The sequence below is a fragment of the Candidatus Poribacteria bacterium genome (genome assembly GCA_026702755.1).
Taxonomy (GTDB): Bacteria; Poribacteria; WGA-4E; order WGA-4E; family WGA-3G; genus WGA-3G.
In genome coordinates this window covers 77,039-94,156 of the sequence record JAPPBX010000095.1, presented here as the reverse complement: position 1 = coordinate 94,156, position 17,118 = coordinate 77,039, and the positions used below count along the sequence as shown (strand labels likewise).

Annotated in this window: 15 protein-coding genes; 14 read left to right on the top strand and 1 reads right to left on the bottom strand. The window is 46.7% G+C overall.

Going from position 1 to position 17,118, the window contains the following annotated elements; translation table 11 throughout:
- The first annotated feature begins 124 nt into the window (after positions 1 to 124).
- The 14 genes from OXH39_18920 to OXH39_18855 all read left to right on the top strand — a co-directional run bounded on the left by OXH39_18920 (position 125) and on the right by OXH39_18855 (position 16,119).
- Positions 125 to 610, top strand: coding sequence for a nucleotide-binding protein (locus OXH39_18920; GenBank protein MCY3552540.1), 486 nt, complete (start codon positions 125 to 127; stop codon positions 608 to 610).
- A gap of 269 nt (positions 611 to 879) precedes the next feature.
- On the top strand, positions 880 to 2,331 hold the full coding sequence (locus OXH39_18915) for a site-specific DNA-methyltransferase (GenBank protein MCY3552539.1): 1,452 nt from the start codon (positions 880 to 882) through the stop codon (positions 2,329 to 2,331).
- A 200-nt stretch (positions 2,332 to 2,531) separates the two neighbouring features.
- Positions 2,532 to 3,023 (top strand): type II toxin-antitoxin system VapC family toxin, encoded by a 492-nt coding sequence (locus tag OXH39_18910; protein MCY3552538.1) that lies wholly within the window; start codon positions 2,532 to 2,534, stop codon positions 3,021 to 3,023.
- A 1-nt stretch (position 3,024) separates the two neighbouring features.
- Complete coding sequence (locus OXH39_18905) at positions 3,025 to 3,225, top strand: hypothetical protein (protein MCY3552537.1); 201 nt, start codon at positions 3,025 to 3,027, stop codon at positions 3,223 to 3,225.
- A 15-nt stretch (positions 3,226 to 3,240) separates the two neighbouring features.
- Positions 3,241 to 3,456 (top strand): type II toxin-antitoxin system HicB family antitoxin, encoded by a 216-nt coding sequence (locus tag OXH39_18900; protein MCY3552536.1) that lies wholly within the window; start codon positions 3,241 to 3,243, stop codon positions 3,454 to 3,456.
- Positions 3,457 to 3,526: 70 nt separating this feature from the next.
- A complete protein-coding gene (locus OXH39_18895) occupies positions 3,527 to 6,157 on the top strand; it encodes a DEAD/DEAH box helicase family protein (GenBank protein ID MCY3552535.1) in 2,631 nt (876 codons plus the stop codon).
- A gap of 120 nt (positions 6,158 to 6,277) precedes the next feature.
- A complete protein-coding gene (locus tag OXH39_18890) occupies positions 6,278 to 7,870 on the top strand; it encodes an ABC transporter substrate-binding protein (GenBank protein ID MCY3552534.1) in 1,593 nt (530 codons plus the stop codon).
- A gap of 1 nt (position 7,871) precedes the next feature.
- A complete protein-coding gene (locus OXH39_18885; GenBank protein MCY3552533.1) occupies positions 7,872 to 8,897 on the top strand; it encodes a dehydrogenase in 1,026 nt (341 codons plus the stop codon).
- Between the two features lie 28 nt (positions 8,898 to 8,925).
- Complete coding sequence (locus OXH39_18880) at positions 8,926 to 10,140, top strand: phytanoyl-CoA dioxygenase family protein (GenBank protein MCY3552532.1); 1,215 nt, start codon at positions 8,926 to 8,928, stop codon at positions 10,138 to 10,140.
- Positions 10,141 to 10,164: 24 nt separating this feature from the next.
- Positions 10,165 to 10,959, top strand: a complete 795-nt coding sequence (locus tag OXH39_18875; GenBank protein ID MCY3552531.1) for a phytanoyl-CoA dioxygenase family protein — start codon at positions 10,165 to 10,167, stop codon at positions 10,957 to 10,959.
- 69 nt (positions 10,960 to 11,028) lie between these two features.
- A complete protein-coding gene (locus OXH39_18870) occupies positions 11,029 to 11,580 on the top strand; it encodes a hypothetical protein (GenBank protein ID MCY3552530.1) in 552 nt (183 codons plus the stop codon).
- Positions 11,581 to 11,788: 208 nt separating this feature from the next.
- Positions 11,789 to 13,054 carry an RNA polymerase sigma factor gene (locus OXH39_18865; protein ID MCY3552529.1) on the top strand — a complete coding sequence of 422 codons (1,266 nt, stop codon included), beginning with the start codon at positions 11,789 to 11,791 and terminating at the stop codon, positions 13,052 to 13,054.
- Between the two features lie 77 nt (positions 13,055 to 13,131).
- Positions 13,132 to 14,619: an ABC transporter permease subunit gene (locus OXH39_18860; GenBank protein ID MCY3552528.1), complete on the top strand. Its 1,488-nt coding sequence runs from the start codon at positions 13,132 to 13,134 to the stop codon at positions 14,617 to 14,619.
- Positions 14,620 to 14,649: 30 nt separating this feature from the next.
- Positions 14,650 to 16,119 (top strand): ABC transporter permease subunit, encoded by a 1,470-nt coding sequence (locus OXH39_18855; protein MCY3552527.1) that lies wholly within the window; start codon positions 14,650 to 14,652, stop codon positions 16,117 to 16,119.
- Between the two features lie 47 nt (positions 16,120 to 16,166).
- On the opposite strand, the gene OXH39_18850 is transcribed toward OXH39_18855, so the two are convergent.
- A complete protein-coding gene (locus OXH39_18850) occupies positions 16,167 to 17,015 on the bottom strand; it encodes a phytanoyl-CoA dioxygenase family protein (protein MCY3552526.1) in 849 nt (282 codons plus the stop codon).
- Positions 17,016 to 17,118 lie beyond the last annotated feature (103 nt).

The window sequence follows — 17,118 nt, the reverse complement described above, 5'->3', positions numbered from 1 at the left end:
GACGCACGCATAAAACTAAAAAGACTATATCCTAAAACTCAACATTGAAAGACTAGTAGGTTGGTACCAAAGAGATGTTTCCTACGAGGTTACTAACCTAGAGGGGCTACGTGATCAGCTTAAGTTGTTTGATGAACCAGAAGCCGCGCTTCCTCACACTCTCGGCGACGAAATCTTTATTGTCCACGGCCGTGATGATGGCCTTAAAGAAATTGTTGCTAGGTTTGTAGAAAAACTGGGCTTAAAAGCAACCATCCTTCACGAGCAACCCAGTGGAGGACAAACAATCATTGAGAAACTTGAAAAATACGCTGATAAGGCAGGATTTGCAATCGTTTTGCTCACGCCTGATGATGTTGGTGCCCTAAAAGGTAAAATTGAGGACGAAAGCAAACCCAGAGCACGCCAGAACGTTGTTTTTGAACTCGGTTATTTCATGGGAAAATTGGGCCGTGAACGAGTATCTCCACTCTTCAAAGGAGAGATAGAAAAACCTTCAGATATTGACGGTGTAGTCTATGTACCTATGGATGGAGAAGACTGGAAACTGAAACTGGGGCAAGAAATGAAGAACGCAGGTTTTCCTGTTGATATGAATAAGATTTTTTAAGGAGCCTCTATGCCCACACTCGATTTCAAAGGCAAACAGTTCATATACGGACACCACCTCACCGTCCCCGTCCGCACCCTACAGGTAGACACAGAAAAATCACTTAATACGCGTTTACCCCCCCCCCCCACAAAAAATCGTTCCTAGACGATAACCTCATCATCCACGGCGACAACCTGCACGCACTAAAAGCACTTCTCCCGAAATACGCTGGAAGAATAAAGTGCATCTACATTGATCCTCCGTATAATACGGGTAGTCAGGCTTGGGTGTACAATGACCGAGTGAATAGCCCTCTGATGCAAGCGTGGTTTGCTCAAAACAGCCCGGTCGATGGTGAGGACCTTGAACGCCATGACAAGTGGCTCTGCATGATGTGGCCGCGCCTACATTTGCTACGCGAATTGCTTTCCGATGATGGCGTAATTTTTGTTTCTATTGACCATCACGAGCAGCACCATTTAAGAATGATGATGGACGAAATATTTGGGGCTGAGATGTTTATTACATGCCTTGCAGCAGTTCTTAATCTAAAAGGAAGTCGCGACAATCGAGGTTTCACCACTACGCATGAAAGCGTACTTGTTTATGAGAAAGTTGCTAGATCAGCACTTTTACATGAAGTGCCTTTGCATGATGATGAAATTGATGACTGGCTTGAAGATGATGTCGGATGGTACAAAAAAGGTGCTAATCTGAAGTACAGTGGAGAAAACGCTCCTAGAGAAAAAAGACCAAATCTCTTTTATCCAATATATGTACATGAAGATGGTACAGTAGGAGTAGAGCCGAAATCTGGAACATCAACAAAACTTTTGCCGATTGCTGATGGAAATAAAGAAGTTACTTGGCGTTGGGGCCGAGATACTGTTGCAGCGAATCCAGATGAGATTCTGGCTATTCAGTCAGGAAATAGTTGGGCATTACATAAGAAACAGCGACCTCCGGGTGGAGTTATCCCATCAAAAAAACCAAAGTCGACATTTTATTCACCCAAGTACTCCGCTACGACGGCAACAACTACTGTAAAAGAAATTTTTGACAACACAAGGACCTTTGATTATCCAAAATCTCCGCATTTCTTACATGACTTGATAAGTATTTCCGGTGCCGGTCCTAATGACATTATCCTTGACTCCTTCGCAGGCAGCGGCACCACCGCCCATGCTGTCCTCGCGCTCAACAAAGAAGATGGCGGGAACCGAAAATTTATTCTCATTGAGTGCGAAGATTACGCAGACACCATCACAGCCGAACGCGTCCGACGCGTCATAAACGGCGTTGAAAATGCCACAGATGAAACCCTCCAAAATGGACTCGGTGGCTCTTTCACATACTGCACCCTCGGTGAATCAATTGATGAAGAAGACATGCTCACTGGCGAAAATCTCCCTACCTACGAGGATTTAGCACACTATATCGCCTATACAGCGACTGGCAGCGCGTTAACCTCAATCAAAAAACGAAAGGATTACTGTTTCGGCGAAACCAACGCCATCCGTTTCTATCTCATCTATGAACCTACATTGGCGTTTTTGGAAAGCAGCGCGTCTGCATTAGATGGGGCGCGTGCCGAACAGATTGCCAAAGCCTGCAAAGAGAGCGGTAAAAGTGCCTATGTCTATGCGCCTCAAAAATTCATCAGTCAGAAAGAATTAACCAGCATGGGCATTACTTTCTGCCAGCTGCCCTACAACATCCATCGCATTGCAGATGCGTAGAGAACGGTTTCCGTTGTTTCATAGTTTTATATTTTGACTGGAGATCGCTGCGAATTCATGCTATAATAGCATCTCAAAAGGGGAAAACAGATGGCATTTACACCTCAGAAGGAATTGACGGGGTCTTACCGTCCATTCATGCTACACTTATAGGACTATTTCTTAAAGAAGGACGGAACCGATCGAAAAGTAAAGAATTTATGAAAGCTAAACCCCGTATTTATGTAGAAACTTCGGTCATTAGTTATCTCACTTCAAGAGCAAGTCGTGATTTTATTATCTCTATGGGTCAGCAGATAACTCGCTATTGGTGGGACAACGTTGCGGATCGGAAATATGAACTTGTTTCTTCAACAGTTGTTAGACAGGAAATCAGTCGAGGGAATACAGACGCAGCACAACAGCGTCTTGACGTGTTAGAATCAATCACCTTATTAGAAACGCCTCTGGAGGAGATGTATTCTCTGGCGGAAGATTTGGTTGCTGCCGGGGCGGTCCCCCTAAGGGCAAAAACAGACGCACTTCATATTGCTATTGCGGCGATTAATAGTGTAGAATATCTGGCGACATGGAATTTTAAGCATATTGCGAACACAAACAAGTTACCTTTAATACACAAGGTGTGTGAAACTGCTGGTTATACACCTACAACTATTTGCACACCCTTAGAACTTTTGTGGGAGGCTTTTTGAAATGCTCAAGGACCCAATTATTGAGGAAATTCACCAGATTCGCGACGAATGGGCTGCTTCTTTTCAGTACGATTTACGCGCACTCTGTGAGGATATCAAACGGCAAGAGAAACAAGACTTCCTTACCGATACACACGGAAATTTCATAAAAGACGAAAAGGGTGGTTTGATTCTTAAGTCTAAAGTTGTTGTACCCTCTTAAAGGAGGATGGAACCGATGACACAAACCTATACTGCTGTTATCCAAAAGGACGAAGGCTGGTGGATCGGTTGGATACAGGAAATTCCCGGTGTTAATTGCCAAGAACGAACTAAAGATGCATTACTTGAGACACTACGAATTACGCTCCAAGAAACGATAGAATACAATCGTGAAGAGGCAATTCGGCGAACGGAGAACGAGGCTTTTGAGGAAGTTACAATCGCACTATAAAGTGGTGCGGTTAGGAAACCACCGCTACCGATGTCTGAGGAAAATTAGAATTACCGAATTCTAAATCACAATGGAACTCAAAGACTACCAGCAACAAACATTAGATACATTCAACCGCTATCTGGAGGCACTCAAGGAGGCACGCCAACAAACCGATAAAGCCACCGCATATCTCTCGTCAAATGAAGTTCCGGACTTCTTGATGGAACAGGCGGAAAATTTGGCAAAGCAGGCTAAAGATTATCCGCAAGTTGCGTGGGAAAATTTACGAAAAGCATCTGTCCTGCCGAGTGTCCCAGATGCACAAGGGCAGAACCTGATTCCAGAACACATCTCACGTCAGAGTGCTGCCGGTGAGCCAATTCCACATGTTTGCTTAAAAGTCCCAACCGGTGGCGGAAAAACCTTGTTAGGTGTAGAGGCAGTACGACACTTGAAACTCGGTACGGGGTTTGTCCTATGGCTTGTCCCCACCAAAGCCATCTACACACAGACGTGGGACGCTTTCCGAAATAAAGAGCATCCGTATCGACAGATTCTGGAGCATGCTTCCGGTGGTCGTGTCAAGCTGCTCCAAAAAGATGACAGATTCACGAAGCAGGACATTGAGAACCATCTCTGTATCATGCTCCTCATGCTCCCCGCCGCAAACCGAAACCGAAACAAGGAATTCCTCAAGATTTTTCGAGATAGCAGCGGTTACGCCTCGTTCTTTCCCGTTGAGGACGATATGCGGGAGCATCAGGCACTCTCAGAAAAATACCCCGACCTTGAAACAGCAGAAAACGATCAAACCACACAACCCCGATTCGCCAGAAATCCCAAAGACGCGCTCATCAAACAGAGCCTTTTCAATGTCCTGAAGCTGCTTCGTCCAACAGTGATTCTGGATGAGGCACACAAGGCTTATGGGAGTCCGGATCTGGCCCGTAATAAGACATTTGTAGAGGCAGTAAATCGGCTCAACCCTCGTTTTGTATTGGAACTCTCCGCCACTCCCAAACTCGGCATTAGCAATATCCTCGTCAACATCTCCGGTCTGGCACTAAAAGAAGAGGAGATGATTAAACTCCCGATTCAGCTCCGAAATTTTCCAAATTCGGATTGGAAATATACGCTCGCGCAGACGAAAGTAGAACGCGATAAACTTGAGGAAGTGGCAAATCGGTTTCAGCAAGTGGAAGATCGCTACATCCGTCCAATCGCTGTGATTCGCGTGGATCGCACCGGCAAAAGCCAACGCGACGGTGTAAAGGTACACGCTGAGGATGCTCGCGAAGAACTCATTGACGCGTTAGGGGTGCCAGCGGAACAGGTCAAGGTAAAATCCTCGGAGCAAGATGAACTCGCAGGGATAGATCTCATGAGTCCCTTTTGCCCTGCCCGTTATATCATTACGAAAGATGCCTTGAAGGAGGGATGGGATTGCCCATTTGCTTACCTGCTTACACTTCTTGACAACACTACGGCAGCGACGGCGATGACACAGCTCATCGGGAGAGTGATGCGTCAACCCTACGCCCGTGCTACAAACTGCTCAGAACTGGATAGTTGTTATATCTTCTGTTACAATCAACAAGTAAAGGCTGCGGTCGCGAATGTTAAGAAAGGATTAGAGGCAGAAGGGTTAACAGGATTAGGCGATTTTGTTGAAGGGACCGGTGTAGAGCGTGTTCAGCGAACTATTGAACGTAAACAGGGATACCGTGATATAGACATCTTTCTGCCGCGTGTACTTCATAAGCGGGGACGGAACTGGCGTGAACTCAATTATGAGCGTGACATCCTGAATGCAATTGACTGGCATCAACTCGGCGCAGTAGCACCTATCAACTTGGGCGAGGAGGCGCAACTACAGGAGATCCGCGCCACTATTCACCTCCAAGACGAAGCGGTAATTGATAAAAAATTGCAAGAGAGTGCGGCACACAACTTGGAGGTAGCGTTTTTCGTCCGGCGACTCGGCGATGTGCTGCCGAACCCATGGCACGCCGCACGCATCGTAAAAGCAACGCTCGCTGCCTACCGTGAAGAAGGTGTTGACGAAGAAACCTTATACACACACCAGTTATATCTCTCCGAGTATCTAAAACGCCGTTTGCATAATCGCGTTGATAAACTCGCTGAGACTGTTTTCAAAGAAAAGTTGGAAGCCGGGAAAATCCAGTTTAACCTGCAAGCAGAGGAGGCATTAAACTATCAGTTGGAAAGAACACTCGTGGTCAGTCTTACACCTGAGGCAAGACCGATGACGCATCCACACGGGGATCCGTTACAACTTAACCTATTTGAACAAGTGTTTGAAGCGGAATTTAACAAGTTAGAAACAGATTTCGCACTCTACATAGACAAACAGAGCGCAATCCAATGGTGGCACCGTATCGCTGCAAGGCAAGGATATTTCTTGCAAGGGTGGCGGCGAGACCGCATCTATCCAGACTTTATCGCCTGCCTCCAACGGAGTCAAACGGGACCGCAAAGGCTCTGTATCTTCGAGACCAAGGGACAACACCTCGAAGGGAACACCGACACCACCTACAAACAGAAACTTATCAAAACATTAGAAAAATCATACCGAAACGCTACACAACACGGCACGATGGAGATCACATCAACCAATAACAAAACAATGTCTTTCCGTATGCTATTTGAAGATTCATGGCGTGAGACTGTGAATGAGACTATCACGGATCCTTATTAAAAGTAATAGGCACACGCCGTGGGTTCCCCGTCATTTTTGCTAAGAAAAAGACCGCTTGACATTTCCAAGCGAAGTTTGTATCATAGAGCATATATCTTTTAAACACACATCGGAGAAATTATGCAAAACAAACTTTCCACACAGGTCTTCTTACTCATTGTCCTGATACTACCGATTGCCATGTTTTCCCCTGTATTTGCCGATTCGCATTCAAAACAGGGCGGCACCCTAATATTCGGTCGCGGTGGTGATTCTGTCGGATTAGACCCCGCCCTTGAGGAAGATGGGGAATCCTTCAAAGTCTGCGATAACATCTACGATACACTCGTTCAATACAAAGAGGGGAGTGCTGAACTTGAGCCGGGTCTCGCCACAAGTTGGGAGAACTCGGAAGACGGTTTGACATGGACCTTTCATCTTCGGCAAGGCGTAACCTTCCATGACGGAACCCCCTTCAATGCCGAAGCCGTTCTCTTTTCCCTTAACCGACAGCACGATAAAACCCATCCGTTCCATAAGGTCGGCGGCAGCTACATTTACTGGATAGCCACAGGCTTAGCAGAGATTGTCGATGAAATTACCGCTGTAGATGACTTTACCGTCCAAATTCGCCTTAAAACGGCTTACGCCCCGTTTATCTATACGATTGCAATAACCCCGTTTTCCATTGTTAGCCCAACAGCAGCGCAAAAATGGGGTGATGAGTTTTCTAATAACCCGGTTGGTACCGGTCCGTTCAAGTTTGTGCAGTGGGACAGGAAAGATAAGATTGTGCTTGCGGCAAACGATGCCTACTGGGATGGGCGACCTATGTTAGATAGAGTCATCTTCCGTTCTATTCCTGATAACTCGGTGAGGCTTATTGAACTTCAGCAAGGAAGTCTCCATGCGATGGAGTTCCCAAATCCGGACGATTTGGAACAGATTCGAGACGATGAGACGCTGGAGTTGATCGCGCAACCCGGTATGAGTATCGGCTATCTTGCGATGAATATGGACAAGCCACCTTTCGACAACCTCAAAGTCCGGCTCGCTATAAACCACGCCATTAACAAATCAGTGATTATTGAATATCTGTATCAGGGAATGGGCATTCCAGCGAAGAACCCGATTCCGCCGACGCTTTGGAGTTATGACGATTCGATTGAGGATTACGCTTATGATCCAGAACTGGCGAAGCGACTTCTCACTGAAGCAGGGTACCCCGACGGTTTCGAGACAACGCTCTGGGCATTGCCGGTACCACGTCCCTATATTCCGGACGGACGCGCCCTTGCAGAGGCACTGCAATCCGAACTCCGAAATATTGGCATTGAAACAAAAATCGTGACCTTCGACTGGGGCACCTATCTTGAGAAAACGAAACACGGTGAACACGATATGGCAATGTTAGGATGGAGTGCTGACCTCGGTGACCCAGATAATTTCCTCTATTTTCTTTTAAGCAAATCGTCAGCGGAGAAGCCCGCCGGAAACATCGCATTTTATCGCAGCGATGAAATGCAAGACGTTTTAGAGCAGGCGAGAGCAATCTCGGATCGAGAAAAGCGGGTCTCGCTCTACCAAGAGGCACAGCAGATTTTTCATAAAGATGTACCGTGGGTGCCCTTGGCGCACGCAAAACAGATTTTAGTGATTAACAAAAAGGTCAAGAATCTCAAACTCCATCCGTTGAAGTGGAGGTACTTCCGTCACATTTGGATTGAGGAATAATATGAACAAATCCGTATTTCGGGTAGGTGTCACACGGGACTTTCTGGGGCCCGATGGCACCTCTGATTTAGATGATTTTGCCGGTCCACTTTTTGATGAAGCCGGTCTACAATGGGAATATATTGCTGAGAATACACCGGTATTACAAGCAACACAGGTGCAGGATTACGATGCCCTCTTAGTATTGGGAACGGGTATTACAGCAGAGACGTTCACAGGGACAGACAAATTGTCTATCATCGCTCGATTCGGTGTCGGCTATGATAAGGTGGACGTGGAAGCCTGTACTGAAAACGGTGTGCTGCTAACAATTGCCCCCGATGGTGTTCGCCGTCCCGTTGCTACCTCCATCATGACCTTTGTCCTATCGCTGAGCCACATGCTGCTAATAAAGGATCGACTCACCCGTGCTGGCGGTTGGAGAAACACACAAAACTATAGGGGAATGGGGTTGATTGGCAGAACGCTTGGACTTGTCGGTATGGGTAATATTGGAAAAGAGGCATTTAAATTAGCGAAACCTTTCGGGATGCGCCATATCACTTACGATCCGTACGTCACACCTGCTGAAGCGGCAGAAGTCGATGTAGAACTGGTCGATCTGGACACCTTGATGCAAACTGCCGATTTTATATGTGTCTGCTGCCCGCTAAATGAAGAGACGCGAGGGATTGTTGATGCGAGACGTATCGGGTTGATGAAACCGACGGCTTACCTCATCAACACCGCACGCGGTCCGATTGTTGACCAGAAGGCATTGACAGAGGCACTGCAGAATCGACAGATCCAAGGGGCAGGACTCGATGTCTTTGAGCAGGAACCAATGAGTGATGATGACCTGCTCTTAAGCTTAGACAATGTAATCCTTACGCCGCACAGTATCTGTTGGACAGACGAATGCTTTGAAGGCAACGCCAAGAGTGCGTGTCGGAGTATCATCAGCGTGGCTGCTGGCCAAATCCCTTCGTATGTTGTTAACCGCGATGTTATAGAGAGTCCAAAACTACAACAGAAGTTAGCACGATAGAACCTCCTTTAGGAAGAGGAGACGTATCATGCAAATTGATCGGCGACAGTTCACAGAAGAAGGTTATAATATTCTGCGAGGGGTCGTCCCGAAAGCAGAACTCGAACCGTTGCGTCGTAGTATCGAACACATGGTCAATCGGAGAAAAGATATCTCTGCGCAAAGGCGTTTTCCGACCGATCCGCACGGTGGTGATTGGGAGAGTTCCGCTCAACCCCGTCTCCAATTTCATACTGATTGTGATGAAGTGTCTGCCTCAGCAATCGAATTTCTGCTTCATGAAAATACATTGGGTGTTGGTCAGCAATTGATGGATGCAGAGCACGTTGTGCCACATCAATTCGCATGTATCTGCAGTGGAAGCCACGATGCTGGTCCTATGCGCTGGCACCGGGACATCGGTCCTGGCGAACCTGCTCCGCTGCGCGGGATGATTTCAAACATGGAACACCACGGACCGAGCTATCTCCAATGGAACATCGCTTTGTACGACGATAGCGTGTTCTGGATTGTTCCCCGCAGCCATCGTCGGATTAACACCGAAGATGAATGCCGCCAACTCGCAGAAGATCCGTCTGTTCCATTGCCGGGTAGCATACCTGTTGAACTGAATGCGGGAGACGGTGTTGTATATACACACCTGCTATTGCACTGGGGAAGTTACTACAGCAGCAAAATGCGGCGCACACTCCATCCGGGTTACCGCCCATTCGGATTTTCGGCACTGCCCAACGTTCATTGGCGGCATTGGGAGCCAGGGTTTTATCACCACCTTTCAAGCCCAGCACGAGAACAGTTTGAGGCGTGGGATACCCTCTTTTTCCAAGAGTTCGACCAGGTAGCAGCTATCTTCCATACTATTATTAAAGGAGATACCGACCAATTCCGTATTGAATTAAAGGCACTGCATCCATCGCCACACGACCGGCTGGTGAGCGTCGTTATGCTTTCAAAATTGGCTGGCAAATTGTATAACTTGAAGCGGACAACCGCCAATCCTGCCACCTTGTGGGGCAACGGTCGGGACATCATCTATCTCGGAAACCACTTTACCCCTGAAGAGACAGCCAAACTCTGGCAGCGATTTCAAGCACTTGATAAAAAGCTGAAACTTCCAGAGGAGACATATCAGCCCGGATTCCAAAGGTCGTCTGATTATAATCCGAATGATATGCCCACGGATTTCAGTGTCGAAGATTTTATGACCAGTTGGAAAACTGCATCGGTCACTGTTGATTCGTAACTCGATAAAACGTGGAGGAACATCATGCTCACAGAACAGCAAATCAAGCATTTTCACACCCTGGGATTCCTCGTTTTTCGGCAAGTGTTCAACCAAGACGAACTGAACACGATACACGAGGAATTTGAAGCGGCGATGGAGGCGGCGTATCGCCACGCGCCATTTGATGGAACGCGTAGACATTGGCTGCCCATGATGGGATCCGAAACGCCGTTCTTCGCGAATTTACCGGAAGACCCACGGTTCTCCGAAGTGGCAGAACAACTGTACGGCGATGACGTATTTTTCGTCGTTTCGGACGCAAACCGTTATGTCGGCAACACAGGCTGGCACCCCGACCATAACGCCGATCCGACTCAAGATTGCTACGGGGTGAAATTCGCTTACTATCTCGAACCTGTTGATGCCGAAAGTGGCGCGTTGCGACTGATCCCAGGTTCCCATAAAAGGTCGCTGCACGACGATCTCCGAGCGAACTTGAACGAGTTAGGACTGGAGATTTGTGACGTTCCGGGTTACGTCTGCAAATCGGAACCGGGTGATGTTGTTGCTTTCGATATGCGTTGCTGGCATGCAAGTTGGGGTGGCAATGATGACCGTCGGATGTGCACAATAGTTTACTATAACAATCCCAAGACCCCTGAAGAAGATGCTGCTACACGCAATCGCGCACGAAGCAATGCAAAGAGTCCCGAACACTTTAACCGACCGGGCACCTCACTCTACGATCCGCATTGGGTTGCAAATCCAGCGAGAAGTGAAAGGCGACAACGTTGGATTGATCGGTTGGGTGAATTGGGGTTTTTGGATACAGTTTAAACTTACTAAGTCTTGTAGGAGCGGGCTTTCTGCCGACCTCTAAAAATTTCGGAGGAATCTCAAAGACTGATGAAAAAGAAAAAACAAACGGCAATTGACAAGCGAATCCTAAAAGCGGAGTGTCTGCGAATTACACCAGAGCCCTACGCGTTATCTTTTCAAGAGGAGATGTACAAGAACCTTCAATCTCGCATAGGGTTTATCCACCACGGCGTTGTTGCTCATGTTGAGGGAATTGGCATCCCCGAAGAATTGGGCGCGCATGATGCCGCGAAAGATATTGCTATACCTCGTCTGTCATGTTTTATTGTGCTTGTAACACAGATGGCACTCCACAATGTCAATCGCCTGCCAACCGTTTTCAAGGACGCGGTATGGGAAACTATTGACGACATTATCTATGAGAGTGGGGAGGTTCCAGGGATTCTTTTAGTTATTATTGGCGATTGCATAGAGAGAGCGATGGCAGAAATCAACTACGACCAGTTGAAGCGTGAAAGCGTCTTGAATCGGTTATGGAGTAGCATCAAGTCCGCTTATGGCGAGAAATACGCGGCAAGTGATATTGAGATTTTCGACAGTTTCTACGAATCTGAGGAGGATCCCGATGATGCAGAATAGCACCTGATAGACAATCGGTGATTTTTCCTTCCCACCCGCAATAATACCTTCTCTTTCTCAAGTGATTAATGCTGTTTCCCTAAAATTCGTCCATTTGCCAATTTGCAGAATTATGCAACCTTTCCCACTCGATTCGCGTCACTTGGTCAAAATCGGATGAGTGCCGAGATTTGAAGTTTAAGTTTATCCGTACCGACAGGAGAGATCGATGAGAAACGATGATGTTGCATTGGTTCACCGGACCCTTGCAGGGGACGAGACAGCCTTCACGATGTTAGTTGAGAAATACCAAAAACAGGTGCACGCGACCGCGTGGCGAACAATTAAGGATTTCCACATTGCTGAAGACATCGTCCAAGAAACCTTTCTGAAAGCGCATCAGAAACTTGAGACGCTGAACGATCCGCATCGCTTCTCTGCGTGGATTAACGCCATTGCCACGCGATGTTGTCTTGCGTGGTTTCGAGAGAAACGCCTGAATTCCGAACTTTCTGAGAAGATAAACATCGCCATGAAACACAACGATCCGTATTCTGGATACCTCGCGGGAGAGCAAGCGAAAGAGGCAACGCAAGAACTCCGTGAAACCCTCAAAAAGTGGCTTGCGAAATTGCGGGAAAGTGAACGCACTGTCGTTACGCTCCACTACTTTGATGGCATGTCCTGCGAAGATATCGCCGCTTTTTTAGATGTAACACCCAATACGATAAAAAGTCGGCTCAGTCGCGCGCGGCAGCGATTAAAGAAGTGCGAATCTTTGGAGCAATCTACTCCTGGCGATTTTCAAACTTTCGCAACTCTAAGTGAGGTAGCTAAAATGGAACGCAATATAAAGGTCAGCTTTAATGCCGCTACCGAAAGTGGCAATCAATCAGGAGATGGAAGTGTCTCCTTAATAAGAAACGATGCACTTTTGCGAGTTAAAAGTCTTAATTGCGGTTGGGAAGGCGACAGTCGATTTGAGTGTGTGCTAACAGCCTTGCTCGGAACGGCTGTTACGCCTTCCGTTCTCAGATTTCCGATAGTTGTAGGCGATACTTGGACGCAGGAAGGATTTTGGAATTCGCAGGTGAAAACAATCTTAGATGGTCACGAACAAGTAGAAGTTCCCGCCGGTGTTTTCCCTACGTGTCTGAAGCATAAAAGTGTCCTTACGGACATCGATTCTCACTCACAGAACAGCCCACTTATTATTACTAACGACAAACGCTATGAACCAGGTGACAGACAGATGAGTCCGTTTGTTAACGGGGTACGCTATTTGTGGTTTGCTAAAGGCGTTGGGCTTGTGAAAACGCGTTATGAGCATGCCAACGGCATCACAACAGAGATAGAATTAATGGAATATAGAACCCCGGGCAAGACAGAAGAATATCTGCCTTTGCAGATTGGTTCTACGTACACATATAAATCGCGTAGTTCCTATCTCGACGAAACGATTATCGAAACGTGGCGCGTCACTGAAAACTTTTGAATTTAACTGATTTCATTTGGAGACAGCAAACGTAGAGGCGAAACTTACCTACACCTGCCGTAACTGGAGGCAACGTAATGCTCTGGACAATTGTTAGAAGAGAAATCACAGCAAATATTTTGAGTTTCAGATTCCTCATGGGATTGCTCATCTATTTTTCCCTGATTGTGACAAATCTCTTCGTTTTGACCAGAGGTTACGAAGATAGGCTGCAAAGTTACCAAACGGCTCTTCGAGAAAATGAAGATAAGATAGGTCAGGTAACGAGATACTCTGAATTCGGGCTCACTCACATGTTAAAGTGTGATAGAAGCCCGAAACTACTTAGCATTTTCAACGAAGGCGTGGATAAAAGAAAAGGAAATACAGTAACGGTGGCGCACGGATATGTTCCTGCCGTTGCCGAGCACCACGGCTCTGATAATCCGTATCTGAACATTTTTTCTTCTATTGACTTCACGGTAATCTGCCAAGTAGTGATGAGCTTGCTTGCACTGCTTTTCTCCTACGACGCGATATCGCGAGAAAAGGAAGCCGGGACTTTGAGGTTAGCCCTCTCTTGCGCGGTTCCGAGACCAACGCTGCTTCTGGGTAAATATATCGCTGGGATGGTATCTATTTCGCTTCCGCTTATCGCGAGTTTCGTCGCAGGCTTGTTAGTGATACAATTTTCCGCTTATGTCTCCTTCAGTGGTTCAGATTGGGGACGGATACTGTTAATCTTTCTGCTATCCATGCTTTACGTCTCGCTCTTTTTCCTGATAGGACTTTTTCTTTCCACTCGAACCGACCGACCTTCTATCACACTCATGTTCTCGATGTGCGTCTGGGTGCTTTTCGTGCTTATTGTTCCAAATCTAACAATTTTATTGGTGGAACATGCCAGTCCGATACAGTCAGAGGAACCGTATAAAGAGCAGGCACGTGACCAGTGGAAGCAATATGAAGCCGAAGTTAAAGACTATTTTGAGAAACGAGGGGTTGAGGGACCACTCGATCGCGCCAATTTTGGCGGTGTAGGTGCTCGCTCAGGTGTCAACAACTATGACAGTGGTGAGACAGTCCAAGTGGGTGGTTTTGAAAACGAAGAAGGTGTCCCTTTTGCCCAAGAATGTTATGGATTCAAAGAAAATCTCCGTACGCAATACGCCGATCGGATATGGCAAATACGCAGAGCATATCTCGACAAAAATCCAAACCGACAATCTCTATTAGCACTGAATATATCCCGTATATCTCCGGCAGCGGTTTATTACAATGCCGCTGCAATTCTTGCGGAAACAGACTTGGGTAGCTTCTGGCGATTTATGGAACAGACCCGCCAATATCGTCGTGAATGGATCGACTATCTAAGGGATGAAAAAATATTCTCTTCGCGCAGATGGTTTACGACTGAATTCGAGGCACCTTTTGACTTGAGCAGAATTCCGAGATTTAACGAACAGAGCGAAGGCATCGGCAACAGTCTGCAACGCGCGTCATTGGATATTATGATACTCGCGTTATTAAACATGCTGTTCTTTATGGGCGCATTCATCTCATTCCTACGCTACGATGTTGTATAGTGATGGTTCAGGGTTTGCAAAGGAGCCAACATGATCTGGCACATAGCAAAACGAGAAATCCTTGATAATTTGACGCGTTTTCGATTTGCACTCACGCTGATTTTGGTAATGGTGCTGATGGTGATGAATGCTGTGGTATTTGTGAGCAGTCAATATCCGCGAAGGATCGCGGAATATTCCGAAGATACCCACCAAGCCGTCGAATCACTCAAAACGAAAAGCAGTAATTTAAGTGAGCTTGCAGTAAAAGGCCCAGGATATCTACATAAACCGGTTAGTCCATTAACCTTCATTGCAATGGGAGAGGATGCGAATTTACCCAAGCGAGTTGAAGGGACTCCAAGTGGCGGCTACGGTATAGGTATGACGACACCTGATTTTAGTTTCAACTACTCTTGGTCGGCAAACTGGTGGCTTCAGTACCCACAGCATACATCCCGCAAAAACGATTCGTTGCCAAACTTCACGGAATTGGATTGGACATTCATCATCGGGTTGGTAATGAGTTTTATGGCGATTCTGTTCACTTACGATGCCATCTCTGGAGAACGTGAAACAGGCACATTAAGCTTGCTCATGTCTAATTCCGTGTCACGCGCGACCGTGCTTCTGGGAAAATTCATGGGTGCATTTCTCACGATCCTGATTCCGTTGTTTATTGGGGTACTACTGAATTTAATGATCGTCAATGCGTCAAGATTGGTGTCGCTTAGCGGAGGCGAATGGGTACGGATGGGGATAATTTTTGTTACTTCCGCTGTCTATATCTCAATATTCTTATGGCTTGGTCTGTTTATCTCAAGCCAATTTTCTACTTCGTCAAGCAGTTTGCTGACGTTGCTGTTAATTTGGATTGTGTTTGTGGTGCTTATCCCGAACACCATGGGCGTATTGGCAAGCGGCTTCCAGCAAGTGTCCTCAAGAAGCGAAATTTCTCGCATACAGAAAGCAAGAGAAGACGAAATTGATAATCGCTACAAAGAAGGAGATAAACTTTACAGAACAGGTTCGCCTTCCGATACACCGCCTAAAATTGAGGTGTTAAGGATGTGGGCTGACTATCTAAACGAACACGCTGATGCCAAGAGCGGCATCAATGACGAACATCTCAATAAACAGTTCGCACAGGTTGAATTTACACAACAAATTACGCGACTATCCCCGGCGGCTATCTATAAATATGCTGTAGAATCTTTGGCAGGTACAGGATTCGCCAGACATAAACGATTCGTTCAACACGCGCGACGCTACAGACAGCAGTTCGTCGACTTTATTAAATCAGAAGATAGAGGAGACAACGACAGTTACCACGTTTATCTTGTAAAAGAAGGGTTATCCCAAAAACCGGTACCCTTTAATAGCATTCCTAAATTTTCAGAACAGTTGACTGTGGGTATCACCTTCGGAGGAGCACTGTTGGATCTAACGTTGTTAGTCTCGCTTGCACTCCTCTTGTTCATGGCGGCAGTTTTAGTGTTTATGAGAATTGATGTTAAATGATTTTAACAAAAAGAAACGCCAATTGTGGGTGCCTATAATCTGTTGGATTAATCGACAGGCGGACGCGGTGGATTTTCCCAGTTCCCGTTTCTATCCTCTCCACTCACGACGACACCTTCTTTATCCCAACGAAAGGATGCTTGGACATCGGTGGTGCAGTAGCGTAAAGTCAGACCGCACCGTCGTTTGGGCGAGGGATTGGCGTTCGATCCGTGTAAAAGTAGATCGGTATGGATAGAGATTTCGCCCGCTTTGAGTTCGACATCAACGGGTTCACCGTACTGCTCAGCATCTTCAACGACTTGACCCAGGACGCTGTTATCGTCGGGTTCGCTGTGCCGAGGTGTCAAGTGTCCAAGATGATGCGAACCTGTAATAAACCGCATCGCACCGTTTTCAACGGTGGCATCGTCAATCGCGAGCCAGACGGTAACAGTCTTGGAAGGTGTGAGGGGCCAGTAACCCGCATCTTGATGCCAACCGACTGTCTGCGAATCGTGTGGCATTTTGCAGAAGTAGTGCGCGCCCCAACCAATAATATCCTCACCGATCAGGTCCTTCACACAAGCAACAATCTTTGGGTGCGTGAGCAGGTCATAAACCTTCCCGTATTTTATATGTGCGGAGATAATTGAGTAACTGCTTCCGCCTTCTGAAAGGACGTTTGCTAACAGGGCATCAAAGTATTGACGGTGTTCACCGATTTCGGCTTCATCGAAAATCGGGATACCTTTGATGTAACCGACGCGGTTGAAATCTGCCAACTGTTCTTGGGTTAGTACCTTCGGATGCGCCGTGGTGCTTGGATGAAATTGGAGATCACGCCCCATTTCAGCGAGTTGTTCCCACGTCGGCATGATTTTGTCGGTTTTATAGGTTACGTCTTGGTTTGACATTTGTTGCTTCACCTTATCTAAATTCTGATTTCATTTTAGCATAAACACCACTAAAATGGTATAATATATTAGTTGTCAGTTATCGGTTATCAGTTGTCAGTTA

Bases quoted from the DNA above. Each gene is read 5' to 3' on its own strand.
- OXH39_18860 (MCY3552528.1), top strand. From the start codon at position 13,132: ATGCTCTGGACAATTGTTAGAAGAGAAATCACAGCAAATATTTTGAGT.
- OXH39_18905 (MCY3552537.1), top strand. From the start codon at position 3,025: ATGCTCAAGGACCCAATTATTGAGGAAATTCACCAGATTCGCGACGAA.
- OXH39_18910 (MCY3552538.1), top strand. From the start codon at position 2,532: ATGAAAGCTAAACCCCGTATTTATGTAGAAACTTCGGTCATTAGTTAT.
- OXH39_18885 (MCY3552533.1), top strand. From the start codon at position 7,872: ATGAACAAATCCGTATTTCGGGTAGGTGTCACACGGGACTTTCTGGGG.
- OXH39_18875 (MCY3552531.1), top strand. From the start codon at position 10,165: ATGCTCACAGAACAGCAAATCAAGCATTTTCACACCCTGGGATTCCTC.
- OXH39_18870 (MCY3552530.1), top strand. From the start codon at position 11,029: ATGAAAAAGAAAAAACAAACGGCAATTGACAAGCGAATCCTAAAAGCG.
- OXH39_18850 (MCY3552526.1), bottom strand. From the start codon at position 17,015: ATGTCAAACCAAGACGTAACCTATAAAACCGACAAAATCATGCCGACG.
- OXH39_18890 (MCY3552534.1), top strand. From the start codon at position 6,278: ATGCAAAACAAACTTTCCACACAGGTCTTCTTACTCATTGTCCTGATA.
- OXH39_18855 (MCY3552527.1), top strand. From the start codon at position 14,650: ATGATCTGGCACATAGCAAAACGAGAAATCCTTGATAATTTGACGCGT.
- OXH39_18865 (MCY3552529.1), top strand. From the start codon at position 11,789: ATGAGAAACGATGATGTTGCATTGGTTCACCGGACCCTTGCAGGGGAC.
- OXH39_18880 (MCY3552532.1), top strand. From the start codon at position 8,926: ATGCAAATTGATCGGCGACAGTTCACAGAAGAAGGTTATAATATTCTG.
- OXH39_18900 (MCY3552536.1), top strand. From the start codon at position 3,241: ATGACACAAACCTATACTGCTGTTATCCAAAAGGACGAAGGCTGGTGG.
- OXH39_18895 (MCY3552535.1), top strand. From the start codon at position 3,527: ATGGAACTCAAAGACTACCAGCAACAAACATTAGATACATTCAACCGC.